The sequence below is a fragment of the Sphingomonas sp. genome, from assembly GCF_036269755.1.
Taxonomy (GTDB): Bacteria; Pseudomonadota; Alphaproteobacteria; order Sphingomonadales; family Sphingomonadaceae; genus Sphingomonas.
Window position 1 is genome coordinate 116,679 of record NZ_DATBDV010000023.1, and the last position, 22,711, is coordinate 139,389.

The 22,711-nt window shown below is 65.6% G+C and carries 17 protein-coding genes; 14 read left to right on the forward strand and 3 right to left on the reverse strand.

Features of this window, described 5'->3' with window-relative positions; all coding sequences use genetic code 11:
- The first annotated feature begins 6 nt into the window (after positions 1 to 6).
- From VH326_RS15300 to VH326_RS15310, 3 genes are read left to right on the forward strand one after another with little or no spacing between them, the layout of a single operon-like run.
- Positions 7 to 1,908 (forward strand): HAD-IIIC family phosphatase, encoded by a 1,902-nt coding sequence (locus tag VH326_RS15300; RefSeq protein WP_329632706.1) that lies wholly within the window; start codon positions 7 to 9, stop codon positions 1,906 to 1,908.
- Positions 1,905 to 3,479: an MBOAT family O-acyltransferase gene (locus VH326_RS15305; RefSeq protein ID WP_329632707.1), complete on the forward strand. Its 1,575-nt coding sequence runs from the start codon at positions 1,905 to 1,907 to the stop codon at positions 3,477 to 3,479. The genes VH326_RS15300 and VH326_RS15305 overlap by 4 nt, the downstream gene beginning before the upstream one ends.
- A 1-nt stretch (position 3,480) precedes the next feature.
- Positions 3,481 to 4,668, forward strand: a complete 1,188-nt coding sequence (locus VH326_RS15310) for a hypothetical protein (protein ID WP_329632708.1) — start codon at positions 3,481 to 3,483, stop codon at positions 4,666 to 4,668.
- Between the two features lie 36 nt (positions 4,669 to 4,704).
- Here the strand turns inward: VH326_RS15310 and galU are convergent, their stop codons facing one another.
- The 3 genes from galU to VH326_RS15325 form a co-directional block, all read right to left on the reverse strand.
- Complete coding sequence (gene galU, locus VH326_RS15315) at positions 4,705 to 5,568, reverse strand: UTP--glucose-1-phosphate uridylyltransferase GalU (RefSeq protein ID WP_329632709.1); 864 nt, start codon at positions 5,566 to 5,568, stop codon at positions 4,705 to 4,707.
- Between the two features lie 100 nt (positions 5,569 to 5,668).
- Positions 5,669 to 6,871: a nucleotidyltransferase family protein gene (locus tag VH326_RS15320; protein WP_329632710.1), complete on the reverse strand. Its 1,203-nt coding sequence runs from the start codon at positions 6,869 to 6,871 to the stop codon at positions 5,669 to 5,671.
- Positions 6,868 to 7,641, reverse strand: coding sequence for a metallophosphoesterase (locus VH326_RS15325; RefSeq protein ID WP_329632711.1), 774 nt, complete (start codon positions 7,639 to 7,641; stop codon positions 6,868 to 6,870). The genes VH326_RS15320 and VH326_RS15325 overlap by 4 nt, the downstream gene beginning before the upstream one ends.
- Positions 7,642 to 7,763: 122 nt before the next feature.
- Here VH326_RS15325 and VH326_RS15330 point away from each other — a divergent pair, with 122 nt between their 5' ends.
- The 11 genes from VH326_RS15330 to VH326_RS15380 all read left to right on the forward strand — a co-directional run bounded on the left by VH326_RS15330 (position 7,764) and on the right by VH326_RS15380 (position 22,710).
- Positions 7,764 to 8,843: a CgeB family protein gene (locus tag VH326_RS15330; protein ID WP_329632712.1), complete on the forward strand. Its 1,080-nt coding sequence runs from the start codon at positions 7,764 to 7,766 to the stop codon at positions 8,841 to 8,843.
- Between the two features lie 273 nt (positions 8,844 to 9,116).
- On the forward strand, positions 9,117 to 10,571 hold the full coding sequence (locus VH326_RS15335) for a hypothetical protein (protein ID WP_329632713.1): 1,455 nt from the start codon (positions 9,117 to 9,119) through the stop codon (positions 10,569 to 10,571).
- Positions 10,572 to 10,574: 3 nt separating this feature from the next.
- The gene (asnB, locus tag VH326_RS15340) at positions 10,575 to 12,383 is read left to right on the forward strand and encodes an asparagine synthase (glutamine-hydrolyzing) (RefSeq protein ID WP_329632714.1); all 1,809 of its coding nucleotides are present in this window, start codon (positions 10,575 to 10,577) and stop codon (positions 12,381 to 12,383) included.
- A complete protein-coding gene (locus VH326_RS15345; protein ID WP_329632715.1) occupies positions 12,380 to 13,597 on the forward strand; it encodes a glycosyltransferase family 4 protein in 1,218 nt (405 codons plus the stop codon). The genes asnB and VH326_RS15345 overlap by 4 nt, the downstream gene beginning before the upstream one ends.
- A complete protein-coding gene (locus VH326_RS15350; RefSeq protein ID WP_329632716.1) occupies positions 13,594 to 15,246 on the forward strand; it encodes an alginate lyase family protein in 1,653 nt (550 codons plus the stop codon). The genes VH326_RS15345 and VH326_RS15350 overlap by 4 nt, the downstream gene beginning before the upstream one ends.
- A gap of 2 nt (positions 15,247 to 15,248) precedes the next feature.
- A complete protein-coding gene (locus VH326_RS15355; RefSeq protein ID WP_329632717.1) occupies positions 15,249 to 17,342 on the forward strand; it encodes a bi-domain-containing oxidoreductase in 2,094 nt (697 codons plus the stop codon).
- Positions 17,339 to 18,262 carry a glycosyltransferase family 2 protein gene (locus tag VH326_RS15360; protein WP_329632718.1) on the forward strand — a complete coding sequence of 308 codons (924 nt, stop codon included), beginning with the start codon at positions 17,339 to 17,341 and terminating at the stop codon, positions 18,260 to 18,262. Before VH326_RS15355 ends, VH326_RS15360 begins: the two co-directional genes overlap by 4 nt.
- Positions 18,259 to 19,422 (forward strand): glycosyltransferase, encoded by a 1,164-nt coding sequence (locus VH326_RS15365; RefSeq protein ID WP_329632719.1) that lies wholly within the window; start codon positions 18,259 to 18,261, stop codon positions 19,420 to 19,422. The genes VH326_RS15360 and VH326_RS15365 overlap by 4 nt, the downstream gene beginning before the upstream one ends.
- Positions 19,419 to 20,183: an FkbM family methyltransferase gene (locus VH326_RS15370; protein ID WP_329632720.1), complete on the forward strand. Its 765-nt coding sequence runs from the start codon at positions 19,419 to 19,421 to the stop codon at positions 20,181 to 20,183. The genes VH326_RS15365 and VH326_RS15370 overlap by 4 nt, the downstream gene beginning before the upstream one ends.
- 8 nt (positions 20,184 to 20,191) lie before the next feature.
- A complete protein-coding gene (locus tag VH326_RS15375; RefSeq protein WP_329632721.1) occupies positions 20,192 to 21,376 on the forward strand; it encodes a glycosyltransferase family 4 protein in 1,185 nt (394 codons plus the stop codon).
- Positions 21,373 to 22,710, forward strand: coding sequence for an oligosaccharide flippase family protein (locus tag VH326_RS15380; protein WP_329632722.1), 1,338 nt, complete (start codon positions 21,373 to 21,375; stop codon positions 22,708 to 22,710). Before VH326_RS15375 ends, VH326_RS15380 begins: the two co-directional genes overlap by 4 nt.
- Position 22,711 lies beyond the last annotated feature (1 nt).

Sequence of the window (22,711 nt, forward strand, 5' to 3'; positions counted from 1 at the left end):
AGTCAGATGTTCGTTCCCTGGCAAATGCCGTGGCTGCCGACCGCGCCTGCGGATTTCAAGGCTCGGCTGAAGGCGATTGCGGTCGCGGACGGCGGGCACGGGATCGAACTCCAGCGGCTGGCGACGAGCCAACTCAATTCCAGTCAGTCGCTCGCGTTCGGGAAGGCGATGCGGCAGTTCCGCGCGGACGGCGTGGTGCTCGATCCGCTCGCGCCTTTGCGCTTGGCCGTGCTGTCCTCGAGCACTTTCGATATCGTCGCGGCCGCGCTTCCCGCCGCTGCAGCGCGGCACGGGCTTGCCCTTGATGTGGCGCTGGCCGAATACGACCAGGTCGTCCAGACTGCGATCGATCCGCACGCGGAGGTGTTTGCCGAACAGCCCGATGCCGTGCTGGTCCATGTCGACCATCGTTGGCTGGGTCTCGACCGGTTCGCCGTCGGTCACGACGCTGCGGCAGTGGATCAGGCAATCGATCGCATCGACATGGTGCTCAACGCGCTGCGCGAGGGGATCGGCGCACAAATCGTCGTAAGCAATCTCCCGGCGCCGCCCGGCGCCCTGTTCGGCAGTTTCGATCGGGCGGTCGCGGCGACACCCCGCGCGCAGATAGCGGCGTTCAACGAACGCCTGGGGGAAATCGCGTCGGACAACAGTGCGCTAGTGCTCGATCTCGCCTCGGCCGCCGAGCAAGTCGGGACCGCCGAGTGGTTCGATCCGGTGATGTGGAACCTCTACAAACTACCGGTTGCGCCGCAATGCGCGCCCCTGCTCGCCGACGTGATCGCGCGCGTTTTGGGCGCGATCCGGGGCAAGGCGCGCAAGTGCCTCGTGCTCGATTGTGACAATACGTTGTGGGGCGGGGTGATCGGCGACGACGGGATGGAGGGGATCGCGATCGGCTCCGGCAATGCGGAGGGGGAGAGCTTCCTCGCCGTTCAACAACTCGCGCTCGACCTCAAGCACCGCGGAATCATCCTCGCAGTGTCTTCGAAGAATTTCGACGAGACTGCCCGTCAGGCCTTCCGCGAACACCCCGACATGCTGCTCCGCGAGAGTGACATCGCGGTATTTCAGGCAAACTGGAGCGACAAGGCGAGCAATCTCGAGGCCATCGCCGCGACATTGAACATCGGGCTCGACGCGTTGGTCCTCCTCGACGACAACAGTGCCGAGCGAGCCCAGGTCCGCGCGGCTTTGCCGGCGGTCGCCGTGCCCGAACTGCCTGCCGACGCTGCCTGGTACCCCGCCTATTTGTCGAGTGCCGGCTATTTCGAAGCGGTCGCTTGGTCCGACGAGGATCGCAACCGCAGCGCCAGCTATATCGCCAATGCCGCGCGCGCCGAGGTGCAGCAAAGGTCCCGCGACCTTGGCGATTATCTTGCGGCGCTGGAGATGAGACTCTCCGTCAAACCGTTCGATGTGCAGGGCCGAAGCCGGATCGCGCAGCTGATCAACAAATCCAACCAGTTCAACCTGACTTCGCGGCGATACACCGAGCCCGAGGTGGCCGGATTTGAAAATGATACGCGCGCCGTCACGCTGCAAGTGCGGCTCCGGGACAAATTCAGCGATTTCGGCATTATCGGCGTGATCATCGCGCAGCCCGATGCCGCCGATGCCGAAACGATCGACATCGACTCATGGCTGATGAGTTGCCGCGTGCTCGGCCGCCGCGTGGAAGAAGCGATGCTTCAAGCGCTGGTGGAGGCAACGCGCGCCGGTGGTCGACGTCGGATCCGCGCGCACTACGCGCCCACGGCGAAGAATGGCATGGTCCGCGAATTGTTCGATCGGCTGGGCTTCACCTTGGTCGAAGAAACCGCTGCGGGAGATCGCTACTACCTAATGGCGCTTGACGATTACGTAGCGAAAGACTTGCCGTTCGCGGCCTGGAACGACCTGACTTGACCCTCGTCTACCCTTTCTTCCTCTTCCTGTTCCTGCCCGCCTTCCTGGCGTGCTTCGCGCTGGCCGGCCGGATCGGCGGCAATCGCGGGGCGCTCGGCGTACTGATCCTCGCCTCGCTGTTCTTCGCCGCGTCGCAAGGCACGCCGTTCCTGATCGTGATGATCGCGAGTACCCTGATCAATGCGGGGTTGCTGTTCGCCACCGTATCCCCTGCACAGACGCAGCACCGGCGCGCGCGAATTGCCAGTGTGGGTATCGCGCTCAACATCCTGCTCCTGGCAGTCGTAAAATATTCGATCTGGCTGCAATGGTTACCGGGGATCGGACCGCTGTCAGCGACGCTGGGCGTGTTGATCCCCACGACGTTGTCGTTTCTCACCTTCCAGCGCGCGGTCGCGTTGCTCGACGCGCTGGCTCTACCACGCGATGTCGCGTTCGGGCTCGATGCCCCGCCGGGCGGGCAAGCGCCCTCTCGCGCAGATCGAATGCTGCGGTACGGCGCCTTTGCGACCATGTTCCCGACGCTTCTGATCGGGCCGATCGCCTATCTGGTCGAAGTCCTGCCGCAAATCGCCCGTCGCAGCTTCGGGAGGCTGCGCGGTATTGATCTAGCGGTCGGCGTGACGCTCCTGTCGATCGGCGTGTTTAAGAAGTTCGTGCTGGCCGATCAGATCGGTGCGGACTGGGTCGATCAGGTTTATGCACGGATCGCCGCCGGCAACGCCGTCAATTCGCATCAAGCGCTTGAGGCACTGATCGCCTATTATGCGCAGCTCTACTTCGACTTTTCAGGCTATTCCGATATCGCGTTGGGAGTCGCTCGCATGATCGGCATCACGTTGCCGATCAACTTTGATTCACCGTTGCGCGCGACCGGAATTATCGACTTCTATCGCCGCTGGCACATGACGCTGACGCGAGTGATCGCACGATTCCTGTTCTCGCCGCTGTCGATTGCTGGATCGCGCTACGCCGCGCGGCGCCGAATGAAGGGCGTCCCCGCGAAGATAGTGTCGCTATGGGGTCCCTTATTGATCAATTTCACGATCATCGGCCTGTGGCATGGGCCTCGACTGACGTTCGTGCTGTTCGGGCTGATCCACGGAACGTGGTACGTCATCGAAACCGAATTCCGGAGCGCGCGGCGGTGGAAAAAGCGCCGCGCCGCGATTGCGGAGCATTGGCGACTGGCGGGCGGAGCGGTCATCGCCATTCCGTTGCTGATCGTCACCTTCGCGCTGTTTCGATCGCCGACGCTCGCCACATTCGGCGCCCTGTTGCGCAACGTGTTCGCAGGCCAGCCTGGGGCCGCGCCGCTCGACCAGGACCAGTTCGCGATCCCCGTCCTGGTCGTCGCTTACGCCATCGCGATGTTCATGCCGAATGCCTATGAGCTCATGCGGCGATATCGCGCCGGGCTTCCTTCGTTCGTCAATCCGTCACGGACGTTGGCGCTCTTCCAGTTTCGGTGGCGTCCCACTCTGCTATGGGGGGTAGCCACCGCGTTCATCCTGCTTATCGCCATGAAAAAAATGGCAGTGATCGTGCCCTTCGTCTATCAGGTATTCTGACGTGATGATGGCCCTCCGCGCCTCGTTGGCAGCGCTGCTCTATGGCGGCCCACGCCCCAGATCAGGGATCGCCGGCCGATTGGCCGGCGCGCGCGTGTTTTTGCCGATCGCGGGTATCCCACTGATTTTTGGCTTGGCGATCGTGTTGCTTCTGCAGGTCGTAGACCCCCTGGACCTGCGCCCGTGGGGACTTCCCCCCAAATTCGCGGATGCCAACTATCCGGGCCTTCAAACCGTCTATTTCATGGCGGCGCGCACTCGCGAGCCGCACGACCTGGTCGTCTTCGGCGGATCGACGACGATGGCGGTGACGCCGGCGCAGCTCCGAAAGGTGTTCGGCGCGAAAACGCCGGTCAACCTCTCATACCCACTGCCCTCGCCGGACGACTCGGCACGGATCCTGACGCAACTGTTAGAAACCCCCGGGCTTCGGCGCGTCATCCTGGGCGTCGACCATTCGCAAATGGGTAACGACGGCGCGCCCTTCCTGACTGGCGTCCTCGCGATGCAGATGTTCGACGCGCGCTGGTTTGACATGCCCGATTTCAATCCACGCATGATTGAGGCCGCAATACGCCGGGCATCAGGAAAACCGCTGGACACGCCAACTTGGCGAATCGAGCCCGCATCCTATTACGATGCGCCCCGGTTGCCGACCCAGCCGGACTTGATCGCGACGCTCAACGACGCAGTCTCGCATCCTGCGCCGGACCTGTTTTTGAATCCGCGGCTGCCTGACTGCCGATCCTACCGTTTCATTACGCGCTTGCTCGTGCCCATAGGACGCGCGGCGCGGAAAAAGGGGCTTCGGATCGACCTGATGTTTCCGCCAATACCCTTCGCAACCTTCTACAGCTGGCAGAAAAAACCGATCATGATGAGCTTCTGGACGAGGGGCTCCGACTATCGCCAACTGGCGCATTTCCACGCGTGCATCGCGCAAGTCGTAACGGAAGAGAAGCTGAGCACGATACGCGTCCACGCCATTGATACCGACGCTGCACTGACCGGCGACCCGTTAAACTATCGCGACACCGTCCATCTGACGGCCCCTGCCGCGCTGGAAAGATTGTTGACCGATGTTCGCGACGATCGATTCCTGCTGACCCGATCGAACCTGGACGATTATTCGCAGGCGATCGAAACTCGCGTTCGCGACGCCGGCAGGCAGCGCTACGGTAAAAACTAACCTGCTCAATCCCGCCGAGCGAAGGTGGCGTAATGGCTATAGCGCGTCGATGAACGTTCGCACCGCCGGGCCGATGTCGGGCCGGTCGAGCGCGAGCGCGATGTTGGCCTGGATATAGCCGGCCTTGTCGCCGCAATCGAACCGCCGCCCGCCGAACTTGAAGGCGTGGAACGGCTGCCCGCCGATCATCTGCGCCATCGCATCGGTCAACTGGATCTCGCCGCCTGCGCCCTTTTCCTGCGTTTCGAGCACGCGCATCACCTCGGGCTGGAGAATGTAGCGGCCCGGGATCATCAGGTTCGACGGCGCGGTTCCCTTGGCGGGCTTTTCGACCAGCGCGGTGACCTCGACCAGGTCACCGTCGACCTTGCCTGGCGAGATGATGCCGTAGCGATCGGTTTCATCGGCCGGCACTTCATAGCCGCACACCAGATTGCCGCCGACGCGATGATAGGCGTCGACCATCTGCTTCATGCAACCGGGCTCGCCGACCATCAGCTCGTCGGCGAGGAAGATCGCGAACGGCTCGTCGCCGACGATGTCGCGCGCGCACCACACGGCGTGGCCGAGCCCCATCGGTTCCTGCTGGCGGACATAGGCGACCGCGCCCGGCCTGAGCCGAGTCGCGTCGAGGATTTCGAGCGACTTGCCGCGTTCGGCCATCGTGCTCTCGAGCTCGTAGGCGATGTCGAAATGGTCCTCGATCGCCGACTTGCCGCGCCCGGTGACGAAGATCATCTGCTCGATCCCGGCGTCGATCGCCTCGTCCACCGCATATTGGATCAACGGGCGATCGACGATCGGCAGCATCTCCTTGGGCAGCGCCTTCGTGACGGGCAGGAATCGCGTGCCGAGCCCGCCCACGGGGAACACGGCCTTGCGCAACGGCTTGATCGACATGCATTTCTCCTGGCGTGCGGACGCACGGGGGCTTTGCTCCTGGGCCGCGCGCATAGTCCCGGATCGCACGCACGCAAAGCCCCGTGACGACGTATTGGGGTCAACCGTTCGGTGCGGGCATCCCTGGCCTTGCGCCGATTCGCGACCCGCGGGTCAGGCGCGCGGCGGCGCGCCCCATCCGCCGCGCCGGGCTGATGATGAGATAGAGCGGACGCAGCGGCTTCGGCAACGGCACCGCGAGCGCGTCGCCGGGCGCCACCCACATGTCCCAGGCGAGCTTTGCGAGATAGCCGGGCCGCGATTTCATCGCGATCGCAGAGAGCGTGATCGTCCGCATGTAGCGGCCGGGCGCGTCGGTCTGTTGAGCCGCCTCCCCCGCTCCGAAGAGCAGGCGGTCGGAAAGCGCCACCAGCATCCGCACCCGCGCCGTCGCCGTGACATCGTCGGGCACGCGCGCGCCGAGCAGCCGCCCGGCTTGCGCGAGCGCCGAGTCGAGGCACGGCCCGACGCCCTCGGCGCGCGCGCGCCGGCGAAGCGCGGAGACCGCGTCGTCGCGCATCGGGGCAAGCAGCGCGTTGAAATCGGCCAGCCATTTGAGTCGCGACCAGCAATGGCGTGCGCCGTGTATGGCGAGATAGATCATCAGCGGCTCGCCGGTCAGCGTCGGCACCGGCTTGCCCCCGATGGTCACCGGGCGCGCGATGTCGGCGATTGCAGGTTCGTCGATCAACCCGCGCAACGAATGCATCCGCCAGTGCAGATCGATCACCGCGCCGGTCGCGCGGTGGCGAAGCTCGCATTCCTTGACGAAATCCATCAGCAGCGGGAGTCGCGACAAGTCGATTTCGGGGGGGCTGTACAGCGCGTAGCCAGCCTCCTGAAGCGCTACGATCGTCGCGGCGACATCCGCGGGCGCGACCAGCAGGTCGTTGTCGACCACTTGCTTGACGCCTAGGTCGCCATAAGCGAGCTCGGCCAGCGCCACGCCCTTGAGGAACACGGCGGCAATGCCCGCTTCGCCCAGCCGCGCGGCGATGCGCGTGGCTTCGGCACAGTGCAGCATGTTGCGCTGGACGACGCGTTGGTAGCGTACGGCCAATCCCGGCGGTGCGGCGAGCCCGGCCGCGGCGAGCCCAAGGTGCACGAAACCGGTCACCCGGTGTCGCCGAGTGAGGGCAACCACGCGCGGCCAATCGAGCGGCATTGCCGCCGCGGCGCGGATCGCCGCAACGTCGATCGGCCAGCGGCAGCACGCCGCCACCAGTCGCAACTCCGCCGACGGCTCCGCTCGGCGACGAGTCACGTCGAAAGAAACCAGCGGTCTTGGGCCTCGAGCCCGACCGCGGTCAGCTTGCCGGTGGCATAGGCGCCGGTGTCGATCCCGATCCGGTTGTGCAGATCCTCGACATCGGTCGCGATCGAGTGGCCGTGGACGATCGTGGCCCCATGGCTGCCCTCGTAATCGAGGAAACGATCGCGAATCCAGCGAACGTCCTCGGGCTTCTGGCGATCGATCGCGACGCCCGGCTTGATCCCGGCATGGACGAAGCAATAGCCGCCGATGCTCACCATATCGGACAGTCCGTGGAGAAAGCCGACATGCGCGGACGGCACGCGGCGCGCGAAGTCCTCGACGATGTCGAGCGGTCCGGCTTGTTCGATGAGCTCGGCCGGGGTGCCGTAGCTCGTCATCGTCTCCTTGCCGCCGATCCGCAGCCAGAACCGCGCGCCCTCCAGGTCGCCCGCGAGCGTCAGCAGGAACACTTCCTCGTGATTGCCTTTTAGAACGGTCACGGGGCGGTCGCGCCAGTCGCGAGTCAGGATATGGTCGATGACTTGCTTCGAGTGCGGCCCGCGATCGACGAGGTCGCCCAGGAACACGATCCGCGTCGCCGCTTCGCCGCGCGCCGCGTCGTCGCGATCGATCGTTTCGAGCAGCGCGGTGAGCAGGTCGAGCCGGCCATGGACGTCACCGATCGCATAGACGCGCTCGCCCGCGGGAATGCCGGCGTCGCCGCGCGCGCGCTCGGGCGGCGACCCGCCGAACATCTTCTTCAACACCGAAAGCGCCAAGGCTGCGTCCCAACTCGCTGCACGGGGCCGGAAACACGCCCCTTTGCCCGCGAGCGATAGAGGCTGGCGCCGCCGTCCGCAATCTTGCGCCGGGCGGCGAAGCAAGGGACATAGGCCGCGACATGGCCGAATCGATCTTTGCTCCGCTGGGGAACTCGGCGCCCTCGATGCTGATGGTCGGCGATTTCACTGTGTGGCAGACCGGCGCGGGGCTGGCCGAGGGGTTCCGCTTGCTCGGCTGGGACGTCACCGAAGTGTCGTCGTCGGACCCGCTGATCCATTCGCGGCGGCTGCAGTTGAAGGTCGCCGGACGCCTGCTCTATCCCGAGGCGCGGCGCAGCCATAACGACGACATCATCGTGGCCGCCGATTACGTCCGCCCGCACGTCATGCTGACGGTGAAGGGCAATTTCATCGCGCCGGAAACGATCCGCGCGCTGCGCCGGCGCGGCATATTCACCGTCAATTACTATCCCGACCGCGATTTCGATCATGACGGCATGCGCGCCGATGCCATCGGCGAATACGACTTGGTCGCGACGACCAAATCGTACCAGGTTCCCTGGTTGCGCGAGCGGCTCGGCGCCCAACGCGTTGCGATGGTGCATCACGGCTACGTGCCGGAAGTTCATCGTCGCCGCACGCCGCCCGGCGAAACCCCGCGCTTTTTGTGGGACGTCGGGTTCATCGGCAATGCGTCGCCCGACAAGCTCGCCTGGCTCGAGCCGATCGCGCGCAGCCTCAATGGCCGGTCGATGATCGTCGTCGGCAATCGCTGGGAACAGCTGGCGGCGGGAACGCCGCTCGCACCGTACGTGTTCGGGGGTCCGCTTCACGGCGACCAGTTCGCGCGCGCGATCGAGCATACGCGCATCAATGTCGCAGTGCATCACGGGCCTGGGGGAGCGCATGGCTGGGCGGACGAGGTCTCGACGCGCAGCTTCGAGATACCGGCGTGCGGCGGGTTCATGCTGCATATCGACAATGACGAGGTGCGCACATTGTTCGAGCCCGGGCGCGAAGTCGATCTGTTCGCGACCCCCGACGATCTGGTGGCGAAGGTCGATCATTATCTGACGGATGAACCCGCGCGCCGGGCGATCGCCGACGCCGGGCACGCGCGCGCGGTGCCGGCCTATTCGTATCACGCGCGAGCGGCGGAAATCGACGGGTTGCTGGCTGCGCACCGAATGCCGGGCTGATTACCCGGCCAAGCACGCCCTCTTCGCTGCGGGTATCGCTCCGTGAATTTGCTGCCGCTTTGTGGCGGATCTCCGTTCCCTCAGGGGTGGCATCGACAGGGGATCGCGCATAAGGCTGCGAGGCATGCGATCAGGAACGGCCAAAATAGCAGTATGCGAACGATCTCCAGTCGGGCTAGTCGGCTGATGGCTGGCGGACTGCTTTCGCTACGATCCCAACGTCGCCTCCGCCCAGCCGGAGCGACGCGAATAGCGCGCGAACCGGACGATCAGATGGAGGGGCTGGCGCCGCATTGGGGCGAATTCGTCGCCGTCGGCGTGATCATGGTTCTGTACGGCGTCGCGATGTTCGATGGCTACGGCATCGTCGACCTGATCAACATCGTCGGCCCGGCAGCCTTTGCGGTCGTTGTCGCGCTATCGACGCTGCGAATGACCCGGCTCAACATCCACGCCATCTGGGCACCGCTGTTTTGGTACCGCGTGGCGATGGTGACATATCTCGGGATCGGCTCGACAATCACCTCGTTTTTCAACGCCGATACCCGTGACCTGATCCAAAGTTTGTTCGCGTTCTTTCCGAGCGACCTACTCAAGTTCAACCTTGTCAACGCAATGTTCCATGAGTGTGCTCTAATCACTTCGTGGATTGTCATCCAAATATATCGAGGTCGATCACGCGCTCGGGGGAGTAGGATTCTGTCAATAGAGGGCTGCCGTCTGTCCTTGAAAATGGTTGGCCTTGCCTTTCTCGGCGTCGGACTGGCGACTAATTACCTGCTTGTCTACCCGGCTGCCGTGGGAATACTCCGCATACACGTTGCAAATGCCGTCACTCAGGTTGGGCAAATGGCCTATGTGGGGTATTTTCTGCTCAGCTATTGGGGGTTACAAAATCGCAATTACCGTTGGATTGCGGCGATAATCGTATTGGCGGCGATAGATTCTATCGTCGGTCTGTTAGAGCTGACAAAATATGCGGCGATTTTTCCGGTGCTAATGATTCCGATCGCATATGTTTATCAGCGCCCGACGGCACGACGCATCGCCCTCTCCCTCGCATTTCTCGTACCATTCTACCTGTTCGTTTCTTCGGTGGTCTACGACGCGCGCGAGCGCGTCGAGCGCGATCTCTCCAATGGCAACGCTGTGCTTTCGGACACGGTCGACGTGATGGGCGACATCGCCGCCGGCAGGAAGACGGGTAACGACGGGGCAGACTACCAATTGGCTTGGGCGCGACTGAGTTATGTAAACGCCGGCACGTTAGCCATCAGCTTTCATGATCAGGGCCTGGCTGGCGATACGTTACGCGACATATTTATCGTTTGGATTCCCCGGGTTGTGTTCCCGGACAAGCCCAACATTACCGATATTTCACGCGAATTTACCTACATGGCGAATGGCAACTACGATTCGTCGACCAATCCGTCGATGCCTTCCGAGGGGTATTGGGACTATGGGTGGCTTGGCGTCGCACTGTTCGCGACCCTTTTTGGCGCCGTTTTGACGCTATGGTCGATCTATTCGACCATCGTGTTTGAACGCGGCGCCTGGCATTTGCTGTTGGTCGTCTTGCTGGGAATGCGGACCGGCGTCCGCGTTGACGGCATGCTGGTGCCCGACGTCATCGGTCCGCTGAGCGCGGTGCTCGCCATCCATATCGCGTGTCAGTTGGCCAACAGGCTCCTGCCGCGTCTACCGATCCTGCAGCGCGGATTGGCTTGAGCGATGTGCGGCATTGCCGGTTTCCACACCCACGCGTCGAGCGGGCGGACGGTGTCGCGCGACACGCTGATTGCGATCCGCGATCGGATGGCGACGCGCGGGCCGGACGGGACGGGGGTGTGGGTCAGCGATGATGCACGCACCGGGTTCGGACATCGGCGGCTGTCGATCATCGACCTGAGCGAGGGCGGTCATCAGCCGATGGCGACGCCCGACCAGCGGCTGACGATCTGCTTCAACGGCGAGATCTACAATTACCGCACGCTTCGCGACGAGCTGATCGCCGACGGCGTCAGCTTCGCCAGCGACAGCGATACCGAGGTGATGCTCCACCTCTATGCCCGCGACGGCGTGGCGATGCTGTCGCGGTTGCGGGGGATGTTCGCACTGGCGATATGGGATGCGCGCGACAACACGCTGTTGCTCGCGCGAGACCCGCTCGGGATCAAGCCGCTTTACTACAGCGACACCGGCGGCGCGCTGACCTTTGCGTCGCAAGTCAAGGCGTTGCTGGTCGATCCCGCGATCTCGCGCCAGCCCTCGCCCGCCGGGCTCGCCGGATTCCACCTGATGGGATCGGTGCCCGAGCCGTTCACCGCGTGGCGCGCGATCCGCGCCTTGCCGGCGGGAAGCTGGCTGACGGTCGATGCGAGCGGCGTCGGCGCGCCGGTGTCCTACGCCAATGTCGCGCAAGTGCTGGCGGAGGGTCGCGAGCGCGATCCGCACGCGGTCGATGTCGCCGCCGCGCTCCGCGACAGCGTCGCGCATCATCTCGTCGCCGATGTCGAGGTCGGCGCGTTCCTGTCGGGTGGGGTCGATTCGTCGGCGCTGATCGGGCTGATGCGCGATTGCGGGCAAGACCGGATCCGCGCCTGCACGCTCTCGTTCGGCGAGTTCGACGGGCATCCCCAGGACGAAACGCCCGGTGCGACGATGGTCGCCAGCCAATATGGCGTCGATCACCATATCCGCCGAATCACCGCCGCCGAGTTCCGCGCCGACATGGATGCGATCTTCGAAGCGATGGACCAGCCGAGCATCGACGGCATCAACAGCTGGTTCGTCAGCAAGGCGGTGCGCGAGATGGGGCTCAAAGTGGCGCTGTCCGGCCTGGGCGGCGACGAATTGCTCGCGGGCTATTCGACCTTCCGCACCGTGCCGGCGATGCGGCGGCGGTTCGGGCCGCTGGCGAAGGTGCCGGGTGCCGGCGCGCTGGCGCGCATGCTGCTCGGCGCGACCGGAATGGCCAAGCGCAACCCGAAGGCGGCGGGCGTGCTCGATTATTCGGGAAACTGGGCAGGTGCGTACCTGCTGCGCCGCGCGGTGCTGCTGCCGTTCGAGCTCGACAAGGCGATGGACCCCGCAATGGCGCGCGAAGGCCTCGCCGAACTCGACCTGCTCGGCGCGATCGAACGGTCGGTGACGCCCGATCCGGGATCGGACAATGGCCGCGTCTGCGCGCTCGAGAGCAGCAATTACATGCGCAACCAGTTGCTGCGCGACGCCGACTGGGCCGGAATGGCGCACTCGCTCGAAATCCGCGTGCCGTTGGTCGATTTCACGCTACTCAAGACGCTCAGCCCTCGGATCGCCACGCTCAGGGCCGGCGAGGGCAAGGCATTGCTCGCCAATGCCCCGTCGCTGCCGGTCCCGCGCGAAATCGTCGAGCGGTCCAAGACTGGGTTCGCGATCCCCGTCGCCGATTGGCTCGCGGGCAACGCCGCGCACGTCCCCGATCGCCGCGCGTCGCGCAGCTGGGCCAAGGTCGCGACCTCGCGGTCGCTGCAAGGCGTCGCAGCACTCGCGCGGTGAGGATCCTCGCGCTCAGCCATTACTATCCGCCCGAGGTCAACGCCCCCGCCTCGCGGCTGTCCGAGCATGCGCACGTGTGGCGCGAGGCGGGGCATGAGGTCACCGTCGTCACGTGCGCGCCCAATCATCCGGCGGGGGCGCTCTATCCGGGCTATCGCAACCGGCTGTGGCAGGAAGAGACGATCGACGGCATTCGCGTGATCCGGCTGTGGACATGGCTCGCGCCGAACGAAGGATTCGTGCGCCGCATCGCTAATTACGTCAGCTACATGCTGTCGGTACTCGTCTGGATGTGGCGGTTCCCGAAGGCCGACATGGTGATGTCGACCAGCCCGCAATTCTTCTGCGGGCTCGCCGGCTGGCTGCTCAAGCGGCGGCGGTGCCCGTGGGTGCTCGAAATCCGCGACCTGTGGCCCGAAAGCATCGTGATGGTCGGCGCGATGAAGCGCGGGTTCGCGATCCGGCTACTCGAAGCGATCGAAGCGTTCGCGTACCGCCATGCCGACCTCGTCGTGTCGGTGACCGACGGCTTCGTGCCGCACATTCGCACCCGACGGCCCCATGGCCCGATCGCGGTGATCAAGAACGGCGCCGACCTGTCGCACTTCACCGCCGATCGGGCTGCGGCCGACGCGTTTCGCGCCGAGCACGGCCTGACCGGCAAGTTCGTCGCGAGCTATGTCGGGACGCACGGGATGGCGCACGGGCTCGACACGGTGATCGCCGCAGCCGAGCGACTACGCCACCGCAACGATATCGCGATCCTGATGGTGGGCGGCGGCGCCGAGCGCGAGCGTTTGCGCGCGGCTCGCGATCAGCGCGGTCTCGCCAACATCGTGATGGTCGGTCAGATGCCCAAGGCCGCGATGCCGGCGATCTGGGGCGCGAGCGACGCGGCCTTGGTGCTGCTCAAGCGAGTCGATACGTTCAAGACCGTGATCCCGTCGAAGATGTTCGAAGCGATGGCGCTCGGCGTGCCGATGATCCTGGGGGTTGAGGGCGAAGCCAAGGCGCTGATGGACGCGGGCGCCGCCGGGATCGCCATCACGCCCGAGGACGATACCCAATTGGCGGCAGCGATCGAGAGACTGGCCGACGACCGCACGTTGGGCGAGCGGATCGGCGCGTCGGCGCGAGCCTATGTCCGCGCGAATTTCGACCGCGAGACGCTCGCGCGCGATTATCTCGCCGCGTTCGAGGCGGTCGCGCGATGAACATCACGCGCAGCCTTGCCTTCGCGCGCCATATCCCGCCGCGCCAGATCGTCGCTCGGCTCAAGCTGGCGGCGCGACGGCGCTGGTCGCTCAAGCGCCCCCCGACGCTCGCGGACCACGCGCGCGCCACAACCACCCTCCCCCGTCCGATCTTCTCGCCACGCGCCGGAATGGTCGAGCGAACGCCCGATGGCTGGCGCTTCACCTTCGTCGGCCGCAGCGTCGATTTCGCCGAGAGCATCGATTGGCACAGCGACGCCGACCAATTATGGCGGATGAACCTCCACTACATGGAGTATCTCGAAGAGCTCGACCGCGACGCCGGGCTCGCGCTGATTCGCCAGTGGATTCAGGCCAACCTGCCCTATCGAGCGGGTTACTGGCACGATGCCTGGAACAGCTACGCGCTGTCGCTTCGCGTCGTGGTGTGGATGCAGCGGCTCGCGGCGTGGGGCGTCGAGGCCGACGAAGTCGAGGACATCCGCGCCAGCCTGGCCGCGCAGATCGACTTCCTGACGCGCAACCTCGAAAGCGATCTCGGCGGCAACCACCTGATCAAGAACATAAAGGCGCTGGCATGGGCGAGCGCATGGTTCGCCGCGCCCGACAGCGACGCCTGGCGAACGCTCGCGGTTGACCTGCTCAACCGGGAGCTACAGACCCAGGTTCTGCGCGACGGCACGCATTACGAGCGCTCGCCCTCCTACCACGCGCAAGTCTTCGCCGATCTGATCGAGACTCGAGCCGCGCTCGGGTTCGGTCCGGCGACGATCGCGCTGGACCAGGCGTTGCAGCGCATGGCAGCGGCAACCGCGTTGCTCGCCCACCCCGACGGTAGTCCGGCGCAGTTCAATGATGCCGGGCTGACGATGGCGTATAGGCCCGACGTTTGCCTCGCGGCCTATGCGCGAGTCACCGGCCAGCCGATCCCGCCACGCGATGGCGCGTTCCGCCTACCGGCGGCGGGCTATTTCGGGCTTCACGCCCCCGGCTTCACGCTGATCGCCGATATGGGCACGATTGGTCCCGACAGCTTGCCCGCGCACGCGCACGGGGACATCGGCAGCATCGAGCTGTCGATCGCCGGCGAACGCTTCATCGTCGATCAGGGGGTGTTCGAATATGTCGCGGGCGATCGCCGCCAGGCCTCGCGCAGCGCACATAACCACAATTGCCTCGCGATAGACGGCGCGGAGCCGGCCGATTTCTACGGTGCGTTCCGCTGCGGGCGGCGGCCCAAGGTGACGGTGATGCAGTTCGTCGGCGGTGAGGATTCTATGCTCCTGCGCGGACACCATGACGGCTATCGACACTTGCCGGGTCATCCCGAGGTCGAGCGGCGGGTCGAGGTCAACGCCAACGGCATCACGCTCCACGACCGTATCCTGTGCGAGACTTGGCATGCCGCAACCTCGCGACTACTGCTCCATCCCGACTGCACGGTCGATCTCGACGGTGACACCGCGATTATCCGGCGCGGCGATGTCGCGCTTGCGATCCGCGGTTCTGCGCCGCTTGCGGTCGAGGATGCGGCGTGGTGGCCCGACATGGGCGTCGAGGTCGCGGCCAAGCGCATCCGCTTGACACTCCCGGCCGATTGCTTTGAGGCAAAGTTCGATATCGGGGCCGCCGACACGGCGACGGAGTAAGCGTGAAACAGGTCGAACAAAATTACCGGAGCGGTGTGCTGCGTCTTATCGACGCGCCGGTGCCGCGTGCGGGTGGTGGACGTAATCTGGTCGCGACGCGCGTGTCGCTGATCAGCGCCGGGACCGAGAAGCAGATCATCGACCTCGCGCGCAGCTCGCTGGCGGGCAAGGCGATGGCGCGGCCCGATCTGGTTCGGAAGACGCTGCAGAAGGTCCGCAACGAAGGCTTGCTGCCAACCGTGCAGAAGGTGTTCGCCAAACTCGATACGCCGATTCCGCTTGGCTATTCGCTCGCCGGAACGGTGGTCGAGGCGGGCGGCGATGCCGGCGGCTATACGGTCGGTGACCGCATCGCCTGCGCCGGCGCGGCGGTCGCCAATCACGCCGAATATAACGCAGTGCCCAAGAACCTGTCGGTGCGCATCCCGGCCGGGGTCAACGACGAGGCGGCGAGCTTCGTCACGATCGGCGCGATCGCGCTGCAGGGCGTGCGCGTCGCCAATCCGACGCTTGGGGAGCGCGTGGTGGTGATGGGGCTCGGGCTGATCGGGCAGCTCACCGTCCAGTTGCTCAAGGCCAATGGCTGCCGCGTGCTGGGCTTCGATCCCAACCGCGCACGGGCCGATCTCGCGCTCGAAATGGGCGCCGATGTGGCGGTGTCGGACGGCCTCGACGACGCGGTGCGCGGCTTCACCGGCGGCTATGGCGCCGACGCGGTGATCGTCACCGCCTCCAGCAAATCGTCCGGCCCGCCCAACCAGGCCGCCGAGATCAGCCGGATGAAGGGCCGCGTGGTGATGGTTGGGTTGACCGGCATGGAGATCGACCGCGAGCCATTCTACAAGCGCGAGCTCGATCTGCGGCTGTCGATGTCCTACGGCCCCGGCCGCCACGACCCGGCGTACGAGCTGGAAGGCCGCGACTATCCGCTGGCCTATGTCCGCTGGACCGAGCAGCGCAACATGCAGGCATTCCTTGAGCTTGTCGCCGAAGGCCGGGTGACGCCGCTCAAGCTCGTCACGCACCGCTACCCGATCGAGCAGGCCGAGGCGGCGTACAAATTGATGGACGGCGACGCGCCGTACCTTGCGATTCTTCTGACCTACCCCGACACCCCGACTCCGATCGAGCGCTCGATCCCGGTCGCCGGCAAGAACGCGACGAGCGGCGCACGCGGAACCGGGTTCATCGGGTTCGGCAATTACGCCAAATCGGTGCTGCTCCCCGCGCTCAAGAAGGCGGGTAACGAGCGGCTGACGACGGTGGTCACCTCGACCGGCCTGTCCGCGCACGACGCCGCCGAACGCCAGGGCTTCGCGCACGCCGCGACCGATCCGCAAGCGGTGCTGGGCGATGCCGAGACCGACTGCGTGTTCATCGCGACGCGTCACGACAGTCATGCCCGGCTCGCAGTGGAGGCGCTCAACGCCGGCAAGCATGTGTTCGTCGAGAAACCGCTCGCGCTGACCCAGGCGCAACTCGCCGAAGTGCAGGCGGCGGCGAGCGCCGCGCCGGGCGTGCTGACGGTCGGCTTCAACCGCCGCTTCGCGCCGATGATGATCGCGGCCAAGCAAGCGCTTGCCAATCGCGGCGGGCCGATCGCGATGCATTATCGGATCAATGCCGGGCACGTGCCGGGTGACAGCTGGCTGCACGGCAGCGAAGGGGGCGGGCGGATTGCGGGCGAGGCTTGCCACTTCGTCGACGCCCTCACCTTCCTCGCCGGCGGACCGCCGGTCGCGGTCGAGGCATTCAGCCCCGAAGGCGTGCACGACACCGTCTCGGCGGTGTTGCGTTTTGCCGACGGATCGACGGGCACGATCCTCTATTCCTCGCTCGGCGATTCGTCGCTGCCCAAGGAATATCTCGAGATATTCGCCGCCGGGACGGTCATCCGGCTCGACGATTTCCGCAAGCTCCACATCACGCGCGGCGGCAAGACCATGACCAAATCGGCGTCGGCGCAGGACAAGGGTCAGGCCGGGCTCGTCAAGGCGTTCTACGCCGCGACACGCGACGGCGCCCCTGCCCCGATCCCGCTCGACGAGCTGATCGCGGTGAGCGCCGCGACGCTGGATATCGCCGGGGCCGAGTGAGCCAGCCGTCGATCACCGCGCTGATCCTATCGTTCAACGAAGAGGTGCATATCGGGCGCTGTCTCGAACGGATCGCGCCGCTGGCGAGCCGCGTGATCGTGATCGACAGCTTCTCGACCGACCGCACGGTGGAGATCGCCAGGGCAATGGGGGCCGAAGTGCACCAACACGCCTTCACCAACCAGGCCGCGCAGCTGCAATGGGCGCTCGACACGATCGCGATCGACAGCGACTGGATCATCCGCATTGATTGCGACGAATATCTCGAACTCGCGCTGATCGACGAGATCAAGGCAAAGCTCCCCGCGCTGCCCGCGGACGTCACTGCGCTCGACCTCAAGCTCAAGGTGCTGTTCAAGGGCAAGTTCATCCGCTGGGGCGCCTATTACCGCACCTGGCTGACCCGCATGTGGCGCCCGGGAGCCGGTCGGATGGAGCAGCGCTGGATGGACGAGCGGCTGCTGATCACGCGCGGGCGCGCCGAACGGCTGACGGGTGGCGACCTGGTCGATGCGAGCCTCAAGGACATCGGCTGGTGGACGGCCAAGCATAACGCCTATGCGACGCGGCAGATGATCGACTTCATCGCGCGCGAGCATGGCTTGATCGGCGAAGAAGACGGCCAGCTCACCGCCTCCGCCAGGAAGCGCCGCGGCCTCCGCAAGCTCTATGGCGGCGCGCCGCTCTATCTGCGTGCCGTGCTCTATTTCCTGCAGCGTTATTTCCTGCGGCTCGGGTTCCTCGACGGACGGCTCGGCTTCGTCTGGCACTTCCTCCACGGCTTCTGGTTCTTCGTGCTGATGGACGCCAAGATCGACGAGGCGCGGACGTGGATCGCTGCGCATTCGCTTGCCGAATTCCCGCGCTATCTAGTGGAAACCTACGGCATCGCCGATACGGGAATCGCGTGGGACCGGTGAAGCCGCGCGTCCTGATCCTGATCGGCGCGTTCTGGCCGGGGCACGATTCGGCCGGGCCCAACCTCAGCGTCAAGGCGATGTGCCAGGCGCTGGGCGACGAGTTCGATTTCCTGCTGGTCGCGCGCGACCGCCCGTTCGGCGCGGCGAGCGCGATGATCGACAGCAGCCGATGGCACGATCTCGGCTGGGCGACGATTCACTATCTGACCGTCGGCAAGCGCGGCGCCGAGGGACTGGCCGCGCTGCTTCGCGACACGCCGCACGACCTGCTCTACGTCAACGGCTTCTTCGATCGCGAATTCACGATCCCCGCGATGCTCGCCCGGCGCTTGGGCAAGGCGCCGCGCACGCCCGTCATCCTCTCGCCGCGTGGCGAATTCTCGTCGGGCGCGCTTGGCCTCAAGGGCGCGCGCAAGTCGCTCTACCTCGCGATCACCCGCGCGCTCGGGCTGGCAAAGGGCGTGACCTTCCACGTCACCAGCGACGAAGAGGCCGACGACGTGCGCGCCGCGTTTCCGCGCAACCCGGTGGAAACGATCACCAACATTCGCCCGCTCTTCGCGTTGCCGGAGCGCGCACCCGGCAACCTCTTCCGCGTCGCCTTTCTCGGCCGTATTTCGCCGGTGAAAGGCCTCGACGTCGCGCTCGAAGCGCTGGCGCTGGTCAAGGCCCGCGTCGACTTCACGATCTTCGGTCCGATCAGCGACCGCGCGCATTGGGCACGTTGCGAGGAATTGATCGCCGCGCTCCCCGCCAATGTCACCGCGCATCGTGCCGGCGAGCTCGCCAACAACGATGTCGCTGAGACGATGGCGAAACAGGATTTGCTGCTGCTCCCGTCGCGCTCCGAGAATTTCGGCCATGCCATCTTTGAAGCGTTGGGGGCGGGCACGCCGGTCGTGATCGGCGACCGGACCCCATGGCGTGGGCTCGAAGCCGCCAAGGCCGGGTTCGATATCGCATTGCCCAACCCCGCCGCGATCGCCGCGGCGATCGATAGCTTGGCCACGATGCCCCCCGACGAATATGCCGGCTGGCGCGCCGGCGCGCGCGCGATGGCGGAGCGTTTCGTCGCGACCAGCACCGCACGCGCCGACATGGCGCGGCTCTTCCACGCCTTGACCGCCCCCGGCCCTTCACCCATGGGCGTGCGCGCATGACGAGCCTCGCCACCCACGCCAAGCGCTTTATAGGCCCGCTGCTCGCCAATCGCTGGACCGGGATCGTGGCGGCGCGCGTGCTTCGCGACCGCATACCGCATCGCGGGCTGACGATCGACACGTCGAGCCCCGTCGTGACGCCCGAAATCAAGGCAGCGCTGCTGATGCGCGGCTATGAATCGAGCGAATATCGCTTCGTGCGCCAATATATTCCGACCGATTGCGACGTGATCGAACTCGGCGGCAGCCTGGGCGTGATCAGCTGCACCATCCGCCGCCGGATCGATCCGGCGCGCCGCCAATTCATCGTCGAAGCCGATCCGCGACTCGCCAAAGCATTGCGGCGTAATCTCGCGATCAACCACTGCGACAACAACGTCGAGGTGATCGAGACGGCGATCAGCTACGATCCCGGCGAGACCGTCTCGTTCGCGCTCGGCGAAAGCTCGGTCAGCGGCCGGATCGCCGCCGATGGCGGATCGCTCCCGACGATCGAGGTGCCGGCGTGCACGTTGGGCCAGCTGATCAAACGCCACGGGCTGACCAACTTCGCCTTGGTCAGCGATATCGAGGGGGTCGAGTGGCGGATCCTCCAGCACGACCTGGATGCGCTAGCGCGTGCCCGCATGATCGTGATGGAGACGCACAAATTCTCGCCCTACGGCACCTATGACGACTTGATTGCCGCGCTTCTGGCGACAGGGCGGTTCAGCTTGCGCGATCGGCATGGACCAGTGATCGTTCTCGAACCGACCGCCTGAGCAAGGCCATGAAGACTCGCCTCGCGATCGTCGTCACGCACCCGATCCAGCATTTCGTGCCCTTCTATCGCGCGCTTGCCGCCGATCCGGCGATCGAACTCCACGTGCTGTACGGCGCGCCGATCGGCGTCCAAGCCTATTTCGACGAGGAAATGCAGGCCGAGATCAGCTGGAACATGGACATGCTGGGCGGCTATAGCCACGAATTCCTCGGGCCGGTGCCCGATGACGGCCAGCCCTGCGTGCGCGAACCGAATTCGCCCAAGGTGGCGGATCGCCTGGCTGCGTTCGCGCCCGACGTGGTGCTCGTCTATGGTCACGTCCAGGCCAACGTCCATCGCGCGATCCGCTGGTGCCGGAGCCGCAGGGTGCCGCTGATGACGATCGGCGACAGCGAGTTGCTGCGCGAGCGCACGACGCTGACACGCGCGGTCAAGGACATCGTCGTCCGTTGGATTTTCCGCCGTTATTCGGCGTTCCTGTCGGTGGGCGACCGCAACGCCGATTTCTATCGCCACTACGGCGCGCCGGCCGATCGCATCTTCCGTTGCCCGTTCACGATCGACGAAGCGGCGTATCGCGCCGCCAAAGCCAACCGCGCAGCACTGCGCTCCGAGGCTCGCGCGACCTACGGGATCGCCGACGATGCGGTGGTCGCGCTGTTCGTCGGCAAGCTGTCGAGCCGCAAGCGGCCAGTAGACCTGATCGAGGCGGTCGCGCGGGTGAAAGGCGCGAAGGTCACGGCGCTGTTCGCCGGCAATGGCGACCAGCTTGCGGGAGCCAAGGCGCGCGCGGAAGCGACCGGCGTCGACGCCCGCTTCGCCGGGTTCGTCAACGTCGACCAGCTCCCCGCGCTCTACGCCGCCGCCGACATGCTGGTGCATCCGTCGGGCGCCGACCCGCACCCGCTGATCTGCTCCGAAGGCGCGTGCATTGGGCTGCCGATGATCCTCAGCGATCGGATCGGTGCGGTCGGCCCGACGGACATCGCGCGCGAGGGCGAGAATGCATTGGTGTTCCCGTGCGGCGACATCGCTGCGCTGGCGGGGATGATCGAGACGCTCGCCACGGACGGCCCGAGACGCGACGCGATGGGGCGCCGCTCGCTCGAAATTTTCGACGAGTGCGATCTCGCCGCGAGCGTCGCCGGGATCCATCGCGGCATCGAGGCGGCGCTGGCGCGGCCGCGATGAGCGCCGCGCGCAAGCTGTTCAGCCCGAGCTATTGGCGCAGCGACAGCGCGGTCGCCGCGTGGCTGCGCGGCGCCGGCTGGCTGTTCTCGTCGTCACTGATCGAGCGCGCCGCCGCGCTTGCCCAGACCGTGCTCATCGCGCGCGCGCTCCACCTTGAGAATTACGGGCGCTATGGGCTGCTATTCTCGACGATCAGCACGCTGTCGCCGATCGTCAGCCTGCAATTGCCCTATTCGGTGATCTATTTCGTGTCGCGGTTCCAGGCGAGCGATCCGGCCAAGGCCGGCGCGATCGTCCTGCTCGGTCGGCGGCTGACGCTGGCGACGACGCTGGCAGCGCTGATCGCATCGGCGGTGTTCGCGAGGCCGCTATCGCAGTGGCTGTTCAACAGCGGCGATTATGCCTGGCCGATCATCCTCGGCGGCGTGATCCTGCTCGCGACCGTGCAGGCTGGCCTCAGCGACACGCTGCTTCAAGCCAGCGAGCGATTCCGCACGCTGGCGATCGCGCGAGTCTCGACCGCCTTGCTGTCGCTCGCCGCGCTGGTGCCGGTGATGATCTACGCACCGACGCTGACCGCCGTGATGGCGGTGATCGCGGGAGGAGCCATAATCCGGTTGATCGCCGTCGCGATCCCCGCGCGGCGGCTCAGCGCGCCGCTCGTCGCGCATACCACTTTTCGTCAGGCGCTAGGCTCGGCACGCGCGATCTTCGACTTCTCGTTGCCGAGCGGATTGCTGTCGCTGGTGACCGGTCTGTCGGTGTGGATCGGCAATTACGCCCTCACCCGGCAGCCGGCGGGGTATCGCGAGCTCGGCATCATCAACACCGGCCTGCAATGGCGCACGCCGATCCTGGTGGTGATGGCGTCGCTGGCGAGCGCAATTCTGCCGATGCTCGGCCGCTATCTCGGCGCGTCGGAGCATGAGCAGACCCGGCGGCTGCAGCGCTATCACGTGTGGCTCAACATCACCGTCGCGCTCGGCTTTTCGATCGTCGCGGTGCTCGGGTCGAGCCTGATCCTCGCGCTCTACGGGCCCTCGTTCCGCGGGCAGAATTTCCTGTTCGCGCTGTTCCTGGTCCCGCTGGTGCCCACCGCTTATGTCACCGCCCGCCAGCAGGAGCTGGTCGCGGACGGGCGGATGTGGAAGCAGCTCGCCTTGTTCGTGCCGTTCGCCGCGATCACCATTGGCGGCACTTTGTGGTTCGCGGATACGCTGACGGGCGCGATTTTGGGCTATATTCAGCTCGGCGCGTGGGTGGTAACGGCGGCGCTGGTCGCGTTGCTGGTGCCGCCCCCGGGTGCCGAGACGACGCCGGCAGAGGAAGCGTAAC